Source organism: Variovorax sp. F042, from assembly GCF_057814215.1.
The window spans coordinates 1,497,307-1,517,083 of sequence record NZ_JBVASX010000001.1 but is presented as its reverse complement, the minus strand read 5'-3'; the positions used below and the strand labels follow the sequence as shown (position 1 = coordinate 1,517,083).

15 protein-coding genes are annotated in these 19,777 nt (G+C 64.6%); 14 read left to right on the top strand and 1 reads right to left on the bottom strand.

The features are described 5' to 3' along the window. The first annotated feature begins 2 nt into the window (after nt 1-2). From ACZYSP_RS07265 to ACZYSP_RS07210, 12 genes are all read left to right on the top strand, one after another. The gene (locus ACZYSP_RS07265) at nt 3-677 is read left to right on the top strand and encodes a phage adaptor protein (RefSeq protein WP_489013364.1); all 675 of its coding nucleotides are present in this window, start codon (nt 3-5) and stop codon (nt 675-677) included. 201 nt (nt 678-878) lie between these two features. After that, nucleotides 879-1,286 (top strand): hypothetical protein, encoded by a 408-nt coding sequence (locus ACZYSP_RS07260; RefSeq protein WP_489013362.1) that lies wholly within the window; start codon nt 879-881, stop codon nt 1,284-1,286. Between the two features lie 3 nt (nt 1,287-1,289). Further along, nucleotides 1,290-1,637, top strand: a complete 348-nt coding sequence (locus tag ACZYSP_RS07255) for a hypothetical protein (protein ID WP_489013360.1) — start codon at nt 1,290-1,292, stop codon at nt 1,635-1,637. Then, entirely contained in the window at nt 1,634-1,960 is a 327-nt protein-coding gene (locus ACZYSP_RS07250) for a hypothetical protein (protein ID WP_489013358.1), read from the top strand. Before ACZYSP_RS07255 ends, ACZYSP_RS07250 begins: the two co-directional genes overlap by 4 nt. Nucleotide 1,961: 1 nt before the next feature. After that, complete coding sequence (locus ACZYSP_RS07245; RefSeq protein WP_489013356.1) at nt 1,962-3,146, top strand: hypothetical protein; 1,185 nt, start codon at nt 1,962-1,964, stop codon at nt 3,144-3,146. Between the two features lie 3 nt (nt 3,147-3,149). After that, nucleotides 3,150-3,980: a discoidin domain-containing protein gene (locus tag ACZYSP_RS07240; RefSeq protein WP_489013354.1), complete on the top strand. Its 831-nt coding sequence runs from the start codon at nt 3,150-3,152 to the stop codon at nt 3,978-3,980. A gap of 10 nt (nt 3,981-3,990) precedes the next feature. Then, the gene (locus ACZYSP_RS07235) at nt 3,991-8,007 is read left to right on the top strand and encodes a hypothetical protein (protein ID WP_489013352.1); all 4,017 of its coding nucleotides are present in this window, start codon (nt 3,991-3,993) and stop codon (nt 8,005-8,007) included. Further along, the gene (locus ACZYSP_RS07230) at nt 8,007-9,197 is read left to right on the top strand and encodes a hypothetical protein (RefSeq protein ID WP_489013350.1); all 1,191 of its coding nucleotides are present in this window, start codon (nt 8,007-8,009) and stop codon (nt 9,195-9,197) included. The genes ACZYSP_RS07235 and ACZYSP_RS07230 overlap by 1 nt, the downstream gene beginning before the upstream one ends. 72 nt (nt 9,198-9,269) lie before the next feature. Next, nucleotides 9,270-9,845, top strand: a complete 576-nt coding sequence (locus ACZYSP_RS07225) for a hypothetical protein (RefSeq protein ID WP_489013348.1) — start codon at nt 9,270-9,272, stop codon at nt 9,843-9,845. 3 nt (nt 9,846-9,848) lie between these two features. Then, nucleotides 9,849-12,443, top strand: coding sequence for a hypothetical protein (locus ACZYSP_RS07220; RefSeq protein WP_489013347.1), 2,595 nt, complete (start codon nt 9,849-9,851; stop codon nt 12,441-12,443). After that, nucleotides 12,436-13,587, top strand: coding sequence for a hypothetical protein (locus ACZYSP_RS07215; RefSeq protein ID WP_489013346.1), 1,152 nt, complete (start codon nt 12,436-12,438; stop codon nt 13,585-13,587). Before ACZYSP_RS07220 ends, ACZYSP_RS07215 begins: the two co-directional genes overlap by 8 nt. Then, entirely contained in the window at nt 13,587-15,479 is a 1,893-nt protein-coding gene (locus ACZYSP_RS07210; protein WP_489013345.1) for a hypothetical protein, read from the top strand. Before ACZYSP_RS07215 ends, ACZYSP_RS07210 begins: the two co-directional genes overlap by 1 nt. Nucleotides 15,480-15,511: 32 nt before the next feature. Here ACZYSP_RS07210 and ACZYSP_RS07205 read toward each other — a convergent pair whose 3' ends face one another. After that, nucleotides 15,512-16,153 carry a DUF4124 domain-containing protein gene (locus tag ACZYSP_RS07205; protein WP_489013344.1) on the bottom strand — a complete coding sequence of 214 codons (642 nt, stop codon included), beginning with the start codon at nt 16,151-16,153 and terminating at the stop codon, nt 15,512-15,514. Nucleotides 16,154-16,261: 108 nt separating this feature from the next. On the opposite strand from ACZYSP_RS07205, the gene ACZYSP_RS07200 reads away from it, so the two are divergent. Beyond that, nucleotides 16,262-18,253, top strand: coding sequence for a hypothetical protein (locus ACZYSP_RS07200; protein WP_489013343.1), 1,992 nt, complete (start codon nt 16,262-16,264; stop codon nt 18,251-18,253). 738 nt (nt 18,254-18,991) lie between these two features. Continuing rightward, nucleotides 18,992-19,750, top strand: a complete 759-nt coding sequence (locus ACZYSP_RS07195) for a hypothetical protein (protein WP_489013342.1) — start codon at nt 18,992-18,994, stop codon at nt 19,748-19,750. Nucleotides 19,751-19,777: the final 27 nt, after the last annotated feature.

Below are 19,777 nucleotides of genomic sequence, written 5' to 3'. Positions count from 1 at the left end.
CCATGACGCTGCAGGACCTGATCCGTCGCTTTCGCACGCTCGCCTTCGACCGTGAGATTCCGCCGTTCTGGCCGGATGCTGACGTGCGTGACTGGCTCAACGACGCCCAGGCGCAGGCGGCCGTGCGCGGTCGGCTCCTGCTCGAGGATGCCAAGCCTGAAATCTGCGAGATCGCCATCCAAGCCGGCCAGCACACCTACCCGCTGCATGCGGCACTGTACGAGCTGGTGCACCTACAGGTTGAAGGCGCGCAGTTCGAGACGACGACGCCGAAGCTGGTGACGCGGGAATGGCTCGATCGCAAGAACCCGGGCTGGCGCGCGGGCGAGCACCTGCAAGCCGGCGAGATCCTGTTCGCCATCCAGGGAGAAACGACCATCAGGCTCGTGAGCACGCCCGTGGGCGCTGGCGTCCTTCGCATCGAGGGCTACCGGCTGCCGCTCGTTCCCATGGTCGAAAACACCGACGCTCCGGAAATCCATCCAGCCCACCACGAGCACCTGGTGCAATGGGCGTTGCATCGCGGCTTCTCGATCCCCGATACCGAGACCTTCGACCCAACCCGCTCGGCGGCCGCCGAAGCCGAGTTCACGGCCTACTTCGGTCCGCTGCCCGATTCGGACTTGCGGCGCAGCACGCGCGACGACACCGACCACCTCACAGTGGTCCATCCATAGTGGCCAGCACCCTTCACCACATCGAACTGCGCGCGGGGGAGACCGTGCGCATCGGCGACGTGCTTGTCACGCTCACTCAAAAGTCGGGCCAGCGCGCTCGTCTCGCGATCTGCGCTGACCCAAAGACCCCGATCGTGCGCCCAGGTGGGCGCATCCACACCGGCGCGCAGGAGTGCGCCTCTTCTACAGAAGAGGCCAAAAATGGCAAACACTCTCTATGACGCCGCCCGCCAGCGCTTCCTCGAAGCGCAGATCAACTGGATGACCGATACGGTCAAGATCCTGTTGGTCGATACCGGCGCCTATACGCCGCAAACGGCGGTCCACCAGTATCTGGCCGACATTCCGATCAGCTCGCGCATCGCGGGACCGGTGACGCTCACAGCGAAGACCACCACGGGCGGCGCAGCCGATGGCGCCGATGTGACGTTCACCAGCGTGTCTGGCCCGTCCATCGAAGCCATCGTGATCTACATCGACACCGGTACAGAGGCCACCAGCCCGCTGGTTGCGTTCATCGACACGGCGACGGGTCTGCCCATCACGCCCAACGGCGGCGACATCATCGTCACCTGGGACAACGGGGTGAACAAGATCTTCAAGGTCTGATGCATGGCCGCGTTCAAGTCTCAGTCGAAGGATGCAGAGATCGCGCGGCTGACTGCCAAGAACCGCGCTCTGTTGATTGAGCGCGACTTCTGGGTGCAGCAAGGCCGGCAACTCCAGAACGCCCTGCAGAGCACGCAGCGCATGTACGCCGATCTGTTCGACCAGCTCGGCCAGGGAGTTGTGACCGAGCAGTCACTGAAAGACAACCTGGCGCTGGCCAGCGCCGAGCTGCGCACACCCATTGCAACGGTTGAAGCGACCCGCGCGATGGTGGCCATGCTCGACCCGCAAACGCAGGGGGCCTACACGGCTCTCGCGCCCCATCAATCACCAGCCCTGCGCGACAAATGACCGATTCCGTCAACGCCCAACAGCCCGCGAAACCGCCGCCGCTGGTCATCGGTGTGACTGGCATCGAGCCCAAGCCCATCGTGCTGACGCCCGAACCGACTCTGCGCGTCAACTGGGGCGCGGTGGCCGCGCTGCCTCCGTTCCAGATGTACGCATGCGAGCGCTTCGGCCGATCCGCCAGCGACTCGCACGTCTGGGCGACCGAGTGCGCTGTCCGTGAGGCTGCCCAGGTGGGCGACCAGGCGCTGCTGGATGCCTATACGCAATGGCACGGGGCCAAGGGCTATTGGCCGAACGAAGACCCATTGGGCAGGAGCAACTGATATGGCAATCAAGATTCTGAAGAGTTCCGACCAGGGCGCTCCTTCGCTGTTCGGTCAGAACGCGAGCATGGTCACCTTCCTCGATGCCGTACTCCAGAACGGCTACGGTTCGGTGAACGTGACAAGCATCACCCGGACGAGTACCACGGCCACCGTAACCACGGCGACGCCCCACGGACTGGCGACCGGTGACTCGGCAACCATCGGCGGGGCGGCGCAGGCCGACTACAACGTCGACGCAGTGGTCACGGTGCTGACCGCCACCACGTTCACCTACAGCGTGCTGAACTCGCCCGCGACGCCCGCCACGGGCACGATCACGGCGAAGCGCTCGCCGGTCGGCTACACGAAGGTCTTTGCGGGCCCCAACAAGGCGGTGTATCGCTGCAACGACCTGTCGAGCAATCGCCATTACTTGCGTGTGCTGGATGATGGCGGCGGCACCGGTGCCGCGCTCGAGGCTCGCGTCTGGGCCTACGAGAGCATGACGGACGTGGACACTGGTGTGAACATGTTCCCCACCATTGCCCAGAGCACGTTCGGCTACATCTGGCGGAAGTCCAGCACCGCAGACACTGTGCCGAAGACATGGATCCTCGTGTCCGACGGAAAGGTGTTCTACCTGATTGTTCAGGCGGACAACACCACCCTCATCCCGTCGAATTCGAACACGAATTACTGCATGGGCTTCGGCGATGTGATCTCGTACAAGCCAGGCGACGTTTGGGCAACCATGCTGACTGGTGGGACAGCGCAGGCGCAGACCTCTAGCCCGACGAACGGGCTGTTCAACGCAGCGACTTCGATCACGTCGGGGACCACATTCACGTCCAGCATGATGCTGGCGCGTGACTTCACCGCCATCCCGGGCTCGCGCTACGTGTCGCTCTACGGCACTGGCCTGTCCGGCACATGCCTTGGCTCCGCGGCGCCGATCAGCTACCCGCACGCGGTCGACAACGGCTTCTACATGGCGCCGGTGATGGTTACGCAGGGTTCGCCCGCGGTGATCCGCGGCCGCATGCCCGGGTTCTACGAGCCGATGCATGGCCGTGCGTTCAACAACCTCGACGTCGTGGAGAACGTTCAAGGCCTCATGGGGCGCAAGCTGCTGTGCCTCTATGGCCAGCAGTCTTCCACGTCGGGCTGCATCATGCTGGACATCACTGGCCCATGGGATAGCTAAACCATGGCCGCGCACCGCTACTGGCGTGTCCACTTCTCGCAGACGAACGGGGGAACGCAGACCCTTGTCGGCGAGTTGATCATGGCGATCACCCCTGGGGGCGCGTCCGTGTGCACCGGGGGCACTCCGTCTGCCAGCAGCGTTCTGAACGCTACATATCCGGCGTCAAAGGCTTTCGACGGCATCACTGCGACGGGCAACCTGTGGAACTCTGCTACCACGCCCGCGGGTGCGACAGAGTGGCTGCAGTACGACTTCGGAGGGACGCCGCGAGACATCGTTGAGATCCGCATCTACTACCCGAGCGACTTCAGCGTGACCTTCTCGCCGAAGAACTTTGCGCTGTATTGGAGCGACAACGGCACAACGTGGACTCGCCAGCGTGCCTGGGCAGATCAGACGTTCACGCTAAGTGGCACCAACACGTACGATGCGACGGCGGTGCCGCCCGCTTCGATCACGAACCGAGTGCTGCCGGGCAACGGCCAGTCGTTCAAGTACAACAGCGCAGCACTGGCGCAGACCCTGTTTCCCACGGTCACCCGCGGTAATGGCTTCGCGCGAATCCGCAACTTCACGAAGCTGTACAACATGACGCCGTTTACCGGCAGGTTCCGGCTTGCGGGCTCGACCACGGTCCTCGGCATGCCGACGGCGCGGCGCGTTGACCTGCTCGAGCAGAAATCTGGCGTCATTGTGGACTCGCGCGACACGTTTGCCGACGGGGCATATGCATTCGAGGAAATTGCAAATGGTGTCTACACCCTCATGGGCGTGGACAACTCGGCCGAGCAGAACAGCGTTGTCTATGCTCATGTGACACCGGTTCTCTAAGGAGGGCGCAATGGCGTATACCCCTCCGGCTGGTGGCTCCGCAGGGCTGGGATTCACCGACGGCTACTCCGTCCCCTCGGGCGGCGATGTCAATCTCGAATTCGGCGCGGTGTCCGCTGCAGTTCGCCAGGCTGGCGGCTTCGCGGCCGGCAGCTTCGGCATCACCGGTGTTCGGAATGCCGCGCGCTTCCTGCGCGTCACCGGGTCGGCATTCGCTTCACTGGGGAAGCCGGTCGTTGAGCTGGATGTTCCTCACATCCGACCAGCCTCCATCGAACCGCCGGCCAATGCTGTTGGCACGCCAGAGTACGTTCGATGGCGCCGGTTCCTGGTGCCGGAGACGATCAGCGCTCCCGCCGAATCGTTCTACTCTGTCACGCGCGTGCGCCTGGCCGGTGGGTACAACCCGCCTCCAGGGTCAAGCGCGGTGCTCAACTGGCTCGGAGAGCCGTATTCGCCGCCACCTGGCGGAGTGGTCGCGCTCGAGTTCGGTGTGCTCGGCGCGGGCCGGGTCAACAGCGTTTCTCTGCTCGATCAGCTGCGCGTGGGGGCGCACACCGTTGCCCAGCCGGCCGGCATTCGACCTACGAGCGCATCGGCCGGTGCCGTGTTCGGGCTGCCGACGATCCAGACGAGCTCGCGCACCATCAGCCTTTCTGGCTTTGGCATCGCGTCAGCGCAGTTTGGCCTCGGGAACCTGACGAACACCGGGCGGGCCATAACGCCCGCGAGCATCGCGCCCGGCTCCGCGGGCGCGGCTCGCGTTTTCAACTGGCGCCAGTACCTGCAACCACCTGGCCATGTGGCTACCCTGTGGGGGCTGCCCTATGCACAGGGCGGCGTTAAGTCTGTGGTGCCCACTGGGCTCGCGGCGCTCGCCATGGGAGCGGTCAAGGTCATCAACACCAGGGCAGACCAGACGGCAAAGCCGGATGGCATTGCACCACCTGTTGCTGGCAAGCCCTTCGTTTCGCCCCAGACGATTTTCCCGCGCGGGTTCATCGGGCTCATCGGGACGCCCTTGGTGCGGCGCAACCCCAGCCCGCTGGGCTTCGACACGTCAGCCTTCGGGTATCCGATCGTCATCTACAAGACGCGCTACCTGCGACCGAGTGGGATTGGCGGCTATGACACGGGGTATCCGCGTGTGGCCGACCGTGCCCGCAGGATCTTCCATGCAGCGTCGGTGGTCACGTCCGTGTTTGGCGACACGGCTCTTCGGCTGAAGGACTTCCGCGTGTCGGTGCCGGGGTTGGCGTCGCTGGAGATGTCGCCATGGGCGGAGGTGCGCAACACCCGACGCACGCTCTTCGCAATGGGCATTCCGCCGGGCGCCGTGGGCGATGCCACCGCGGCACGCAACAAGACGCCGTCCGTCGCACCCCCCGGTATCGACTCGCAGCAGTTCGGTCGCCTGGGGCACATGGTGGTGGGCTGGCGCGTGCGCGAGATCGCCCCCAGCGGCGTGCCCGTGCCGCTCCAGCCTGTTGGCCGGCCCGTGCTGTGGCAAACCCCGAGTCTCGCGCCCGCAGGCGTTGCTGCCCCTGCTGTGCCGGCGCCCTTTGTGTGGCCGGCCGTTCGTCCGATTCTTCAGATCGGCAACGAAACGCTGCTCGTGGGCGTAGCAACGGTGGGATTCGCCTATCGCGTCATCGTTGCCGACGGCAAGGGGATCGAGGGCGGCACCTACGGTAGCGCGCGCGTGGAGCACAACACGCGGGCCGTTCGCCCGCTGGGACGCGAGTTCATGGCCCTCGGAGGTGCATGGGTGGACCGCGGTCTGCGGACGCTCGCGCCCCTGGGCATCCGCGAGCCCGACATGCATCTGCACAGCATCGGGGGCACGCGGTATCTGGGCGCGGAGGGGTTCGAGGCGACGCGCTGGCTGACGCGCATCATTCCCGAGAACCGCGAGGTGTTTCCGGCGCCATTCTTCGCCAGCTATGGCTGGCCCACGGTGCAGAACCGCAAGCGCTATCTGCGCCCGGAGAGCGTGCGAACCTATCCTGAGGAAGCGCAGCGCTGGGGCACGGCGAGAGCATGGAACCTGCGGCAGTACATCGCCATGTACGAGGATCAGAGCAGCGGCCTGTGGCCACTGCCATGGCCGCAGTGGACTGCCATCGAGAACCGCAACAAGGTGCTGCGCGTCGTTGGGTTCACCGCCACGCGGATCACCGCGCCCGCGATCAACAACAACGCCAGATTGTTGGCGGCGACCGGCATCGCCGCGCCCGTGCTGCCGGAGTACGAAAAGGCGGGCGCCGTGTCGCACCGCATTCGCCCGTTGAACCTGGACGGCATCGAGGCGCCGTTGATGTCGAAGTGGGCTGTGGCGTATAACGGCGCGCGGCCCATCTTGCCGAGGGGTATCGTGGCTACGCAGTATGGGCGACCCGAGGTGGTCAATCTCCGGCGCTTCTACCGTGTCCAAGGCTTCGATTCAGCGTGGTTCGGCTATCCCTTCGTCGCTGACCGCATCCGCGGGCTGACCTTCGAGTCGCGCTATGGCATCGCGCCGCCGCGTATCGAGCTGCCAGTCGTGGATCTGTACTCGCGCTACGTCACGCCCGTCGGCATGCCGCCAGGCGGCATGGGCACGCCGGCGCTGAACATCTTCTTTCGCAAGGTCACGCCGCGGTGGACGCACCGTGACCTGTTCGGCGATGCCACGTTGCGCAACAAGACGCCCGAGTTGCGCACGCGCGGTCGCGCGAGCGACGAATGGGGCAACACGCTCGTGCGCACGCAGTGGCGAGTGGTGAACCCAGAGGGGACGCGCATGGAGCTGTTCGGCACCGCGCGCATTGCCGACCGCAAGCAGCGTGTTGGAGTGCCCGGAGCGAACTTCATGCTGGTGAGCGATAAGGTGACGGTTCGCCGCATTGGCGCGGACCCAGTGGTAGCTCAGTACATCGATCTTCGAATCTTCGTTATCCCACCTGATGGCGTAGAGGTCGAAAGCGAAGAGGGCTATGGCATCAAGCCTCTGAATCCGCAGACCGGTGTTCCCAATTTGCTGAAGGGCTACATCTTCCACGGGAAGCCATTCTCCGACCCCGAGATGCTGGCGATGGGGACGCCCACGGTCACGGCAAACACCATTCGCGTCGAACCGGGCATCTTCGATTTCTACATTGGGGAGCCGGATGTCTCGCTGCTCAATCGTCGGATCGAGGTGGCAGGCATGGACTACACGATTGTCATGGGCAAGCCCGCGCAGTCTCCCCACACGATCTATGCCGTGCTAGAGGCCACGGACCAGGCCATCCGCAACCACGGAATGAGCCGGGAAACGCTCCACGTCGTGCGGTCCGAGGCGGTGTTCGGCCGCCCAAGCGTGTTCACCTGGCGCGGCGATGTGAAGCAGAGCTACTCGGCCGACGGTTGGGCTGTCGGCCGTCACACGATCTACAACAAGCTCCAGTTTCTTCGACCTGTCGGCACGTCGATGCAGCGCATGGGCTGGACCTCGATTCCCGGTCCGCAGCGGATCGTGATCGAAGAGGGGGTTGCGGGCTACGCGACCGGGCGCCCGTCCGTTGCCCCGCCGCCCTATTCCGGACCGTCGTTCGCCAAGCCCGCGGGCGGGTCGTTCCAGGCATTCGGACGTGCTTTGGTGGAGCATCGCCATCGAACGTTGAAGGCAGTCGGGCACTTCTCGCAGGCGATGGGGTCGTCGGAGGGCCTGGGCACGCTCTACATGCCACAGGCGCTGCACGTCGGGCCGAAGAGGCCAACGATCCCGATTGGATTCGACGCGAGCTCATTGGGGACGGCCTGGGCTTCGCATCGGGTGCGCGAGCTCCAGACGCAGGGCCACGATTCCTTCGTCAGCGACTACGACTTCCAGGAATTCGCCAAGCGCATGCGCGTGCGAAACGCAGATGACGGGTGGGGCGGCCGCCGCAACATCAACACCGCTGGCCACGATTCCGCGCGCGTCGGGGCGCCCGGGGTTCGCTCTGGCCTTCACTACATCCGACCGGATGGCAACTCGGATCAATATCGCAAAGGAGCTTTCTGATGAAACCCATTCCCCTGATGCCGCTGGCCGGCATGAACTTGGTGGCGGAAGAGGCTGCGCTACAGCGCGGCGGCGAGAACCCGCGACTGTTCGTGCGCGATGCTGTAAACGTCGATGTCTCGCCGGCGGGAAAGCCCTCGCTGCGCGCCGGAACGCGACGGGTCACCGAGATTCCCTATCGCGATCTCTGGCAAAGCCCGCTGCACCGGGACACCTTCGGCACGCTCGCCGGTCAATGGGTGAAGGTCGACCCCGTGAGTTGGGCCAGCGAGTCTTTGGCGGTGGTGGGCGAGGGCGATGTGTCGCACGAGGTCCTGAACAACCAGGTATGCCTGGCGGCACCAGCTGGCATCTTCTCGTTCAACGGTTCACGTGCAGAGCGCCTGACGCTGGATACGCCCGCCGCACCGATGGTCCTGGCCGGTGGTGGCTCAATGAGCGCCGGGACCTACGGCGTGGCCGTGGCGTGGTTGCGTGGTGCCCTGGAGTCGGCGCCGTCGGCGATCAGCTTCACCGAGGTGGGTGATGCAGGCTCGCTGGAGATCACGCCGCCTATGTGTCTGGACGCGAGCGTAACGGGCATGCGGCTGTACCTGACGCGGCCCAACGGCGGGGAGCTGGCGCGCGTAGAAGACCACGCGGTGGGCGGCCCAGGTATCTCAATCCCTCGGCTGCCCGATCTTGGCCGGCCGCCGCAATTCCTCAACTTGTCGCCCATGCCCACGGGAAAGTACCTGAAGTACTGGCGCGGTCGCCTGCTGACCGCTAAGGCCAACGTGCTGCGTTTCTCGGAGGCGCTGGCCTACCACCTGCACGATGAGCGCCACGGCTTCGTGCAGATGCCGCAGCGCATCACATTTGTGCAACCAGTGGATGGTGGTATCTGGGTGGGCCAGGTCGATCATGTGGCCTTCCTCGAAGGCTCCGCGCCTGAGACCCTGAACATGGTGCGCAAGACGGCGCGTGCACCGGTGCCAGGCAGTGCCATGCTGGTCGATGCCGACACGATGGGCTCCGACCTGTCGCAGGGTGGCGGGGGCACAGCGATCTGGCTCGCGGAGAACGGCTACGTGGCCGGCACCCAGTCCGGCCAGGTGGCCGAGCTGCAGGCCGGCGTAATGCGCGACATCACCGCGCGGGCCGGCACCTCTGTAGTGTTTGATCGGCGGCTGCTGACCGCTGTAGTCTGAGACTTTCCCGCACCCGCGGGCTTTCCAACCGGTGCGCAGGAGTGCGCCATAGGACTTCCACAGGAGCTTCCTATGACCCTGCGCAACGAGCTGGCCGCGGCCATCCACAAAGAACAATTCGATGTCAGCGATGGCGGCATCTACTTTCCTCGCCAGGGCGTGCTGGCCCGCGGCGAATACTTCGACCGGGTGAACGGCGGCGCCTGGGCGCGCACGCCGAACCTGATCGTGACCGAAGGCCTGGCGCACATCCTGAATGTCGCGCTCGGCAGCATTCCGAAGCCTGCGGGCTATTTTCTGGCGCTGTTCAGCGGCGCAGCCGCGCCAGCGGCGAACTGGACCGCGGCCAGCTTCGCGGCTGTCGCATCGGAGATCGTCAGCCTGACGGAGGGCTACACGAGCCCGACGCGACCGGCGTGGACCTCGGCCAATACCAACACCGGTTCCATCGACAACCTGGCGGCCGCAGCGAGTGTGACCATCGCGACCGCAGCGCAGCTCAACGTGACCGGTGCAGCCATGCTGACGAACAGCACCAAGGGCGGCACCACTGGTGCGCTGGTATCTGCGACGAAATACGCTGCTGCTCGCGTCTTCCAGAGCGGCGACGTGTACGAAATCGGCTACCGCCTGAGCCTGACCGTCTGATCGATGCATCAACCGCGCCCGCACGGCACGCTGGGGGAGGCAAGCTCCGAGGAAGATGCTGCGGCTGCCGAGTTGCTGCTGCGTCGTCTCACGAACTTCAAGGACGCCTCCGGCGTGGACTCGCTCAAGATGGCCCGCACGCTTCCGAGCGGTGCCATTGCCATCGCGCAAGACGCGGGCGGGGTGCTGCGTCTCATCATTCAGAAGCCGCCGGAGCCTACTGCGACGCCTCAAACGGATGGACTCGCGAAGGGCTTCATCCCAATGATGTTCTCCGGCACCATCGATCAAGGGCGCGTTTTTCCTGAACAAGGCATTGCGCTCAAGTTGACCATGCAGACGCGCCAGCGCCTGGCGGGCTATGAGAAGGACGCCCAACTGCCGCCGGCGGTTGTGCGATTGCAGCGATTCGTCATCGAGCATCACGAGATGGTGTCCGAGCTGATGCCAAAGATCGCATCGACCGTGGTGACGACTCAGTACGCGAACCAGCGGGCGACCTGGTATTCCGGCGGCATGGCGCAGGTGATGCAGATCGTCGGCGGCTACGGCAAGCAGGACATGAAGGCGCTGCCTGATGACCCGATTGAGCGCGCACGCTTGCTGCTGCCGGAGAAGGTTCGTGCACCCATCGAGCGCGAGATTTCTGGCTTGCGCCTGCCTGGCTACACAGGTCTGCCCCCCCGAGACGGGAAGTTCCAGTTCGACTACAAGTTCAACCAGACACATGGCGTCGGGTTCGACGCCGACGGCAAGCCTTGGCTGCTGCGCGTGAACACGCGAGGCGTCTATGCGATGCCATTACCGCTGGTCCCGGCGACTACGACCGAAGCGTTCCGGGAATACATGGAGGAAGTTTCCGACACCGAGATTCTGTGGATCCTTGATCGCTTCGGGGGCATGCCTTCGGGCGAGAGCTTCCCATCCAAGTCAGATGATTTCGAGAGTTGGCGCCGGGCTGGGGTCATCGTGAAGGTCTGCGACGCGGGCAGCTTCTACCAGAACCTGATGTACACCTCTGCCATCGGCTGGTCGTTCAACGAGCGTGGCACCGAGGGGTTCAACACCTGCTACGACTATGGGAGCGACGATGTGGGCCGCGGGAAGGCGTTCAAGCTGAGCTTGGCCCTTAAACCAGCCCGGGATGCTGGAAGGCTGCCGGAGGCATTCAAGCCCGAAGACCCCGACCAGGCGCAGCGGCTGAATCAGTACCTCGCGATGCTCAACGGCCACCTCGGAAACAACGGCCCTCGAGAGCTGGCGATCCGGTACAAGCTGCGCCGCGTGCCGATCGCCGCGATCTTGGCTCGCTCAGAGCGCTCCGGCGCCGGGGAGGCCGAGTACTGGGACGCCCTTGAAGTAGACCCGATTGCAACGCATGGCGGCTCGATTGCGCAGGTGGGCGAGGGCAAGCTGTGGCATGGCGCCAAGCCGAAATTTCAGCCACAGATCAAGTTTCCGGAGCCCTTCATGGAAGGGTGCGTGTCGTTCGACTTCTCGCCGGCTCGCATCGATGCCGTGCCCGCAGGCCAAACGGTGAAGTGCAACACCATCATGTTCGGGTACTACCTCGGGGACCAGCTCAAGGCGGCGAAGTACTTCCTCGACCAACGGACCTACAAGCAGGACGTGGAGGACAACTACGAGGAATGCATGATCACGGGCGCCTGGGAGCGCACCGCGACCGCTGGCGACACTTCCCTGATGGGGAACTTCTACACCACAGACATCGATGAGCGCGAAGCCGCTGCGCCGGTCACGACGGTTACGAAGACGGTTGGCACGGACCTGGGCTACGACACCGTGCCGATGTTCGCCTTCGACCACTTCTTCTCAATGGTCGGCACCATCTGGCGCAATCGATTCTTTCAGCACAAGGTCAACGCTGAAACCACGGAGGGCTTCAGCAAGACGCTCGCCTTGTGCGTGCCGTACCTTTCGCGCAATGCGGTGTTGCACGCTCAGCGTGAGTCCACCACGGGGGCATCGAAAACCGATTCCCTGTCCGTCTATTCCATCACGGACCCGAACAGCTACCGCTACTTCACCTACGACTTTGTGTGGGCGTGGGTGGGCGGCAGCCACAGCGGCAACATGGCAACCGCGCCCGGTGTCTCGCCCGCGCCGAACAAGGGCAATCCGGTGTGGGTCACGGGCTACAACTATGTCCCCTACCAGTGCTCCGACTTCGCAGACCAAGGTGACTGGATGGGCGGCCTGCCGCAGGACTACACCTGGCTGATTCACCCCAACAAAAACGAATGGCTGCAAAGCGGTGGCGGCGGCCCGCCAACGGTCCGGGAGTACAGCGTCACCACTCGCGCGCCTTCCAAAAATGAGGGGCTGCTTCAGATCTCCATCCTGAATCAACCCGAGCGAGTGAACGCGGACCCGAGCCTGGGCTACTTCACCGCTTCCCCCAACGATTTTGGCGACGTGTTCTACGTTGACGCGATTTGCAACGTCGCGGGAGACACAACCTACGCCAACACATCGGAGAGCGATCCCGAGGCCCCCAAGCAGCGCAAACGATTTGGCTTCACCTCTCTCGCGGACCACAAGACCGCCCATCATTTCATTGGAGCCATCAATGAGTAACTACCGAGACGACAGCCAGGACACGGCGGTCGCGAGCGACTCCACGTGGATTCGCTTGACGGCCGTCACGGAGGAGGCTGCAAAGATCGTCAGCGTGGTGCTGTTCGGGCTGCTTGTGACGCACGCCGACAGCGCGACTGCTGGCGACGAGGTGTTCGGAAGCACCAGCTATTTCGCCCACGAGAGGGCGACCGCGAGCGATTCCGTGTCCGACGTACTGCGTGCGCGCAATCTTGTCGCCGAGGACGCAGCGGTCCGCGATCGATTGACCGAGCGCCTGCTGGCGCTCCATCTGGATTCGGCCGTCGGCACGGACGAGGTGATGGACAGGTCCCTCACGCTTGTTGCCGAGTCCGTGCGCGTCAGCGACGAGGTGCTGGGTGTGCGGCGCGCGCAGGTACTGGTGAGCGAGGCGGCGAAGATCTCTGATTTCAGCGGCCAGTTCGCCTCCGTGATGCTGGTGGACCAGGCGGCCGCGAGCGACTGGGCTGGTGGCCGCGTGCAGGCCGAATCGCTTTCTGTGGACAGCGCCGCGCTCGCCGATGAGGCATTCGATGCGCGCCAAACAGCGGGTGCGGCGTTGGTCGACCGTGCAGGGATCACCTCCGCGGTGCTGGATCACCTGCATGCGCGAGATCTCGTGATCGATGGCGCTGTTGCGGATGGCGGCCCCCTTGGTGCCGGCGTCGGGCAGGCATGGACCGCGAACACCGACACCTGGGCCATGAGCCGGTACGCGCCGTACACCTTCAGCAGCGTCGCCGTGATCGACGGTGTGCTGTACGGCATTGCAGAGGATGGTGTGCACGCCTTGGACGGCGGTTCCGACCCCATCGCGGGGCGGATCGTTACGGGAAAGCTTGACCTAGGACAGGGAGCCCTGGTGCACCCGGTGGCGGCCTATTTGGAATACGAGTTGGATGGCACCGCCGCGATGGACGTGACCAGCACGCAAAGCGGGACGGCCGAGACCTACACCTACGCCCTGGCGGTCGAGCCTGCCGGCGAACTGACCAACGGGCGTTTCATCTTTGGCCGAGGGCTACGCGGCCGCCACTTCAGTTTCGCGCTCCGCCTGACTGGCCAGCGCGCTTTGATCAACGACTTGAGCGTCGATGTGGCGCCAACGAAAAGGAGAGTGTGATGGGCATTCAACCCGACAGCATCCTCGGCGTGGCGGTGGAAACCGTCACCGACAAGATGGCGGACCTGGAGGTACTCGCAGACCGCTACAACGCGCTGCTGAGCGCCGCCCTGGCGCAGATCGGCGCGGTGCAGGTGCCCGACGTGCCAGTGCCGACGCGACCGCTGGCACCCGTTGCGAACCCGCCCGCGATCAACCTCGGCGACGCGCCAGGTTACTCGCCGCCCAACCTGGTCCTGCCATCTTCGCCCGCCGACATCAATATCGATGCGCTGCTGACTGGACTGGAACTTGGTGACCTCGGGGACCTGCCCGACCCACCAGTTGCTATTCCGATCAACATTCCTGAAGCGCCGGGCATGGCCGAGATCCCGGCACCGCAACGGCCGCAGGTCGACACGACGGTGGAGCTGCCGTCAGCGCCGAACATCACCATGCCGGAAATGGAGGCACTGGAACGCATCAACTTGCCGGTGTTCGAGTTTCCGCAGCTTCCGACGTTCGACGCCGCGCCGCCCAATGCCGATGGCATCGCCGTGCCCAACGTCTTCATCAACTGGGCGGAGCCGGTCTATGAATCGGAAGTGCTCGATGAGCTGCAGGCGAAGGTGAAGGCGATGATGGCCGGAGGCACCGGCCTACCGCCGGCCGTTGAGGATGCGCTCTTCGCGCGGGCCCGCGAACGCGACAGCGCGGAGACGGGGCGCGCGGTGCAGGAGGCCGTCGACACCTGGGCGGCGCGTGGCTTCTCCATGCCGCCGGGCATGCTCACGAAGCAGGCGAGCGTGATCCGAGAGCAGGGCCGTCTCAAAGCCGCGGAACTGAACCGCGACATCCTCGTCGAGGCCGCGAAGTGGGAGATCGAGAACATCCGCTTTGCCGTGCAGCAAGGCATGGCGCTCGAGCAGCTCACGACCAACCTCTACGAGAACATGGCGAAGCGGCTGTTCGAGGTGGCGCGCTTTCAGGCCGAAAGCCAGATCAACGTCTTCAACGCGCGCATCAGCCTGTTCAACGCGCAGAACGGAGCCTTCGAGACGCTGGCGCAGGTCTACCGCACGCGGCTGGATGCCGCCCTCTCGAAACTGACTGCCTACAAGACGGCGGTGGAAGGGCAGGTGGCGCTGGGCCAGATCAACCAGCAGCGCGTCGAGGTGTTCAAGGCCAAGATCGAAGCGGTGCAGTCCAACGTGGAGGTCTACAAGGCCCTCATGCAGGGCGCGTCCGTGCGCGCCGACACGATCAAGTCGCAGTTCGACGCCTACCGCGCCGACGTGCAGGCGTTCGCCGAGCAGGTGGGCGCAGAGAAGGTGAAGTTCGATGCCTACGAGTCGCGCGTGAAGGGCGAGGCGGCCAAAGCAGGCGTGCTGGAGTCGCAGTCGCGTGCATACGCGGCCACGGTGCAGGCCGTGACCAACAAGGCGGAGATCAAGGTGAAGGGCGCGCAGATCAAGATGGAGGCGGCCCGCACGAAGGTATCGAAATTCCTGGCCGACGTGGATGCCTTCAAGGCGCGCATTGACGCAAGCCTGCGCGAGGTGCAGTACAGCACGCAGGTCTACCAGGCGCAAGTAGAGGGCTGGCGCGCGAAGTCGAACGCAGTGGTGGCCGACGCCGAAATGCAATCCCGCTTCGCCGACATGAACACCCGGACCAACATCGCGTACGCGCAGATGCAGATCAGCGAGTACACGGCCAGGATGCAGAACGCGGTTCAGCAAGCGCAGATCGCACTGGAGGCTGCCAAGGCGTTGGGGCAATACACCGCGCAGCTCGCCGCGGGCGCAATGTCGGCCATGCACGTCTCCGCAGGTATTAGCGGATCGGGTAGCGCCAGCAGCTCGGACTCCAACAGCACCAGCACCAGCACCACCTACAACTACAGCTACTGATTAAGGGGTCATGCCACCTTTGCGCTCACCGATCAATTGCAGATTGCATTTGGTCCCGCGCGAGTGCAGAAGGCTCCATCTGACCGGGTGAAGTTGCCGCCCGCTGCATTGTTGTAGCGTCGGCCCGCCGTGTCCCAGCATCCAGCCGGATCGCAGTTGACAATCTGTGCGGGCGCTTCGGGAATCGGCGATGGTGCCGCGCTCGTCGGGCGCGCGTTGCTCGAAGCTGTGCGACTCTCCGCCAGGTTCGTGCCGCACGCGGCATCGACCTTGAGCTCGGCGGAGCGAACTGCCGATCCGCCCGGGCCTGGGTGGTTGCCGCGGGCAACCTCTGTGCGTACTCTGCTGCCAGCCATGGTCAAGTCGCGTTGCGCGGCCCGGCATGCCGCATCGTCGATGGGCACTCCCGACCTCGTGCTGCCGCCGCCAATGATGGCGGCGCCGGGCGCCGGTTGATCGTTGCGCGACTGGGCGTCGCGTATGCGCGCGGCCGCTGCGCGCTGGTCCGAGCCATCGAGGACATTGGCCGTCGTGTTGATGCGGGAATCCGCGGCGCCGGCCGGGCAAGGCCCGTCACCGTACGTGATCGTGCCGTTCGGCAGCTTGCACTTCGTGACCTGCGCTGAGGCACTGCACGCGGCCAGCACCAGGGCCAGAAAGACGATGCGTTTCATGGACACCTACCTCCAATTTTTGCGAAATGTTACTCGCACCCCCGTGGGGTTCGACGGGTGGGCAGTACGTCTAAAGAATGGCGCGCATCGAGATCGAGAGGTAGACCCATGCACGGCTTTGAATCCGCCACCAAGCGCGCTCCGGCGCAACACCTTGCCGAAGGAGGCCTGGTGCGAGGCCTCATCCGTCGCGTGATGGGCATTCCGGAGCCGGTCGACGCCGGCGCCGCAGCAACGCCTGCACCCGCGCCGATCGCGGCGCCCGCTCCTGCGCCCGCGCCCGAGCGGGCGCTGACCCAGTACGCAGGCATGAGCGCGACAGAGCGACGCATGAAGGCGGCCGGGCTGAAGGACGGCGGCCCGGTGCGGGGGCCGGGCACCGGGACGTCCGACAGCATCGAAACCGAGGCCCGCCCAGGCACCTACATCATGCCGGCCGATTCAACCGAACAAATGGGCGAGGAGGGTGTCGCAGCCCTGGGCTTCAGCCCGGAAAAGGTGCCGGTGAACCTGAGCAATGGCGAATTCCAGCTGCCGCCCGAGCAGGTGCATGCTGTCGGCGTGCAGGCACTTGATGCGATCAAGGACGCGACGCACGCGCCGGCGGGCGCGTCGGGTGGTTTCCGCCCCCGCGACGATGACCAGGAGCTGTTCTTTGCCGACGGCGGCCTAATCGACGAGCAATCGCGCCGCAGGGCGGCTGGGGGGCCCACGGGAGGATCGGACGTCAGCGCAAGTATCCCGGCGCCGCTGCCGATGCTGACGGCATCCATGGCACCGAGCCCGCAGGCGCTCCCGGCGCCCGCGGCCGCGCCCGCACCGCGCGCCGAGACGAATCCGCTCGCGCAGACGCAGGGTGCTGCGTTCGGCGTCTATCGGCGCGAGCCGACGGCGGGCACGCGCGGCGGCATGATGCAACCCTACGTGGCAACCGGGCCCTCGGCTTTCGAGCCAGCCAAGGTGCAAGATGGATCTGGACGCCTCGATGCATTCACCGACCCACGTTCCACTTTGTTCAAGGGCAGCGAGAGTGCGGCGCCTGCGCCAACCAGCCGCGGATTTGCTGGCGTCGGCGAGGGGTGGGGCCGTGGGCACCCGGCAGGTCCCGCTCCGGCTGCCGCCCCTGCCGTTCGACCCGCTGCGACGGCGCCCGTCATTGCGCCGACCACCGCGTCATCGTCGACCGAGACACCCGCGGCCACTCCCGCCGCGAGTCAGGTCATGCCGGGTGTGTACCGTCAGGGGAACAGCTACGGCGACTCGCCAGCAGCTGCCGCCGCGGGCTTTGCGCCGCGGAGCGGGCCCAGTGCCCAGAACATGGCCGCCGCAGATGCGCTCGAGGCGCGCGGCGTAGCGGCGCGAGCCGGCGAGCGCGTGGCCGCCACCGATGTTGTTGCCCGCGGCTTCAGCCCTGGCAACGGCCTCTCGGTGATCGGAGACGATACGCAGGCAGACCGAGTGCGCCGGACCGCAATCGGGGCTGCGAGCACGGCATACAGGGGGTCGCCAAACGGGCAGCTCACGGCGAACCAGCTGCGGACGCTTGCGGGCATGGACGAAGCCAACGCGCGGAACGCCGTAACGCGCGACACCACGGCCGCCAACAATGCGGCGGCGCTGGAACGCGAGGCCATGCAGCAGTCGGGCGCGTCCGGTCGCACGGTGGCGCAGGAGGCCGGCGCCAATGCGCGCGCCGGCGCGTCCAACGACGTTCAGCGTGGAGAGCTGGCGCTGCGCCAGGAAGCCCAGGGCTTCCAGACGCGCGGCGCGCAGCGTGTGGAGAAGCTGTACGAGCAGTACGAAAAGGCGAAACCCGAAGAGAGGGCTGCGATCGGCGAGCAGATCCGCACGCTGACGGGCAAGGACCACTCCAACCGCTTCACCGTCGTCGCCGGTGGCCAGGAAGTGGACCCGACCACGCAGCAGCTCACGACTCGACCGGCACGGGTGTTCAACAACCAGACCGGGCAGTTCGTCGATCAGCCGGCCGGCCAAGGGCAGCGCGCCGGGCTGCCGCCGGGCATGACGCGCCAAGTCGGCACGTCGGGAGGCAAGCCGGTCTACGAGGACGCGCAGGGCAAACGCTTCGTTGGAGGGTGATTTTCTCTATCCAACCTGCCTTGGGCGGGCTTCAATGTTGGCAAAGAACCCGTCAGGAAGAGCGGGGTGCCACGGACATTGAAGCGAAAAGTTAGTGAGCACTCTGTGAAAATCCCTTGATTTCATTAGAATGCTCCCCAAATCTCTGATGTAGTTCCTTTTCACTTCGGCGAAACTTGGGTGCTCTATTCAGAAAGCTCTACGTTAAGTGCTTGTTTAAACGCTGTTGGTTTTGACAAACCAAAATGGTGTGCGAAAATCACTTCATTCTTTCAGCAACGTTTCGAACGATCGATCTCACGAGTTGGCACACGCAAAAGCGTGTGCTTTTTTGCTCCACTTTGGAGCGCGTGAATTTGGTTGAAGAAACAGTTGAGGCCTTCAATGATTTTGATGTCAGTTTCTCCCGTTGCGGCCAAGCGTTCCTCTCACAAGCTGGGACGACCGAATCTTGCTGCCGTGAAGAAGGCTGCCCGTCGAGTCTCTGCCTCAAGTTGCGGTCCTCGGGTCGAGGACGCGCGACGCGCATTCGGCTTTCTGCCGGCGGATGCTGCGGCCAAGGTCATCTGCTGGCCTGAGCTCTAAGTTTTTCCCTCTATGCGGCTGAGCCTTCAAGTAAGGAGGCAGGGGATTGACTCGTTCACTCGAGACGATTTTCGCTTTGTCAGCAGCAAGCTTGCCACTGATCCCTCACGACTCATCCTAGTTGGTGGGCAAGCGATCGAGGTTTGGGGGGTCTTGCTGGATGTACCCAACCCCATTGGTGAAGCAAACCCTCTCACAGAAGACGTCGACTGGCTTGGCGGCAAGGTTGACGCAAAGTGGTTTTGCGACCTTCTGGGCCCCAAGGAATCAGTTGAACTGCAACTCGCGCCTGACTTTGACCCCACTTTGAGTTCGGCCTTGGCCTATTTGGAACGCCCCGACGGGCGGATCCTGCTCATGGACTTCATGAGATCCATTGTCGGCCCGAGCAGCGAACGCATTCACGACCTGGCTGTAAGGGTGGAACTCCACGGCGGGGCAGTCATCAAGGTGATGCACCCACTGCTTTGCCTGGAAAGTAGGTTGGCAAACTTGCACATCATTCCGGCCAAGCGCAAAGGGAATGGGCCGATGCAGGCGCAGTGGGCGATCAACATCGCCGAGGCGTACCTCAAGACGATAAGCGGCCCGAACGCCGCCGACCAGCTTCCCAAAGCATGCCGCCAGATTGCTTCGATCGCGCTTTCAGATCATGCAAGGTACTGCTATGTGCATCACGATTTGAACCCCCTGGGCGCGGTATCGCCTGACGTCCTCAAGATGGCGCCTGCGAACTTCGTGGAGCTGGAATGGCCTCACGTGGTGGCTCGCGTCGCAAAACGTCAGGCCCGTTGGAAAGAGATTGCTGCCCGCGATCAGCCCCAGCTGCGATCGCCGCCGGTAGAACCCCAGGAAAGCCAGCCCGAAGGCATTTCAGCACCCGTGCGGATTCGGCGAGGTGCCGCCAGCTAGCTGGCCCGACTCTGCCCCGTGAGGGGT